The 1893-nt window shown below is 64.9% G+C and carries 1 protein-coding gene and 1 pseudogene; both read right to left on the reverse strand.

The genetic code is table 11. The features are described from left to right. Positions 1–58 precede the first annotated feature (58 nt). Positions 59–466, reverse strand: a pseudogene (locus tag AC1VAN_RS20420) (cysteine hydrolase family protein); the annotation flags it as partial. Between the two features lie 219 nt (positions 467–685). Then, positions 686–1690, reverse strand: a complete 1005-nt coding sequence (locus tag AC1VAN_RS20425) for an isocitrate dehydrogenase (protein ID WP_480986595.1) — start codon at positions 1688–1690, stop codon at positions 686–688. Positions 1691–1893 lie beyond the last annotated feature (203 nt).

A 1893-nucleotide genomic window follows, 5' to 3' on the forward strand; every position in this document is an offset into this window, starting at 1 on the left:
CTTCTGCACCACCGTCTCGCCCTTGCGCGGTTGCATGTCACGGTGGAATGCCGCGTTGCTTCTGCACCACCGTCTCGCCCTTGCGCGGTTGCATGTCACGGTGGAATGCCGCGTTGACACTGCCTTCTGCAAACAGCGGCGCGCCTGCCGGCAATACGTGCTGCACATGGATCACGCGGATGCCGTTGGCATCAGCGAAGTCGACCACGCGACGCGTCTGCCGCAGGGCCGCCACGCCATCGGGAATGACCATGCGGCCACCGGCGAAACCGGGCGCGGCGCTGGCGTCGAAGTACTCGTTCTGGAAGTCGATCACCAGCACGGCCGTCTTCGCTGCGTCGAGCGAGGTGGCAGCCGCAGCGCCAGCCATATGGCGGATGGTGGGGTGGACCGGCTCGGCGGCGACAACCGGGGCGGTGGCAGCCATGCCGATCAGGCCGGCCAGGCCGAAAGCAGTGAGGTTCATGGTCAAGCTCCTGTGCGGTGGAAAGTGGGCACAGGATGAGGAGCATTGAATGCACGAACCAGCCGCCGTTGAGCACACAATCTGTGCGGTTTTCGCACAGATCATTTTCCTTGCAGATGATGCCGCCATCCACGCATGGCGTGGATCTACTGGCCGGTGAAACGCAGCGGGGCGCCCGAAGGCGCCCCGCTGTGGATCCAATCGGAGTCGAGCCGCCGCTTACAGGCGGCTGGCGATSGCCTKGGCGAAGCCCATCGTGTTGCCGGTGCCGCCGAGGTCGCCGGTCAGCGAATCCTTGGCTTCCATCGTGGCGACGATGGCCTTGCGCAGGCGCTCGGCGTTTTCCGGCTGGCCGACGTGGTCGAGCATCTGTGCCGCCGCCAGCAGCAGGGCGCACGGATTGGCCTTGCCCTGGCCGGCGATGTCCGGCGCGGTGCCGTGCACGGCTTCGAAGATCGCCGCGTCCTTGCCGATGTTGGCGCCCGGGGCCAGGCCCAGGCCACCGACCAGACCGGCGCACAGGTCGGAAATGATGTCACCGAACAGGTTGGTGGTGACGATCACATCGAACTGTTCCGGACGCATCACCAGCTGCATGCAGCAGTTGTCGACGATCATTTCCTGGAACTCGATGTCCGGGTACTGCGCGGCGACTTCGCGCGCCACGGCCAGGAACAGGCCCGAGGTCGACTTGATGATGTTGGCCTTGTGCACGGCGGTGACCTTCTTGCGGCCGGTGCTCTTGGCCAGCTCGAAGGCGTAACGCACGATGCGCTCGGAGCCCTTGCGGGTGATGCGGGTGCCGGAGAAAGCGGTCTCGCCGTCGGCCGACACTTCCTGGCCTTCGGCCAGGTACGCACCTTCGGTGTTCTCACGAACGGTGATCAGGTCGACGTTGTCGAAACGCGACTTGGTGTTCGGGAAGGTGTGGGCCGGACGCACGTTGGCGTACAGGTCGAAGTGGCGGCGCAGGCTGACGTTGATCGAGGTGAAGCCGCCACCAACCGGGGTGGTCAGCGGGCTCTTCAGCGCGACCTTGTTGCGCGCGATCGATTCCAGGGTCACCGCCGGCATCAGATCGCCGTGCTTCTCCAGGGCCACCAGGCCGGCGTCGGCGTCTTCGTACTCCAGGCCAGTGTTGAGCTGGTCGAGCACGAACAGGGTGGCGTCCATGATTTCCGGGCCAATGCCGTCGCCGCGGATGACCGTAATTTTCTGCGTCATTGATCGATGTTCCGAACAGGGGGAAAAACGCCGTCCGGACGTGCCCGGAAACGCCGGCGCAAAGGAAGTTTCACCCGCAATTATGCCTGAGCCGGGGCCGAGGTCCCAAATAGACCATGGTCCCAGTCCCCGGCTCAGGCAGAATTGCCCGCGCATTCCTCCTTATCCCCGCGCCTTCGGCGCGCCCCCTTTAACAACAAGGG

Source organism: Stenotrophomonas sp. 05L44_2 (assembly GCF_056665995.1).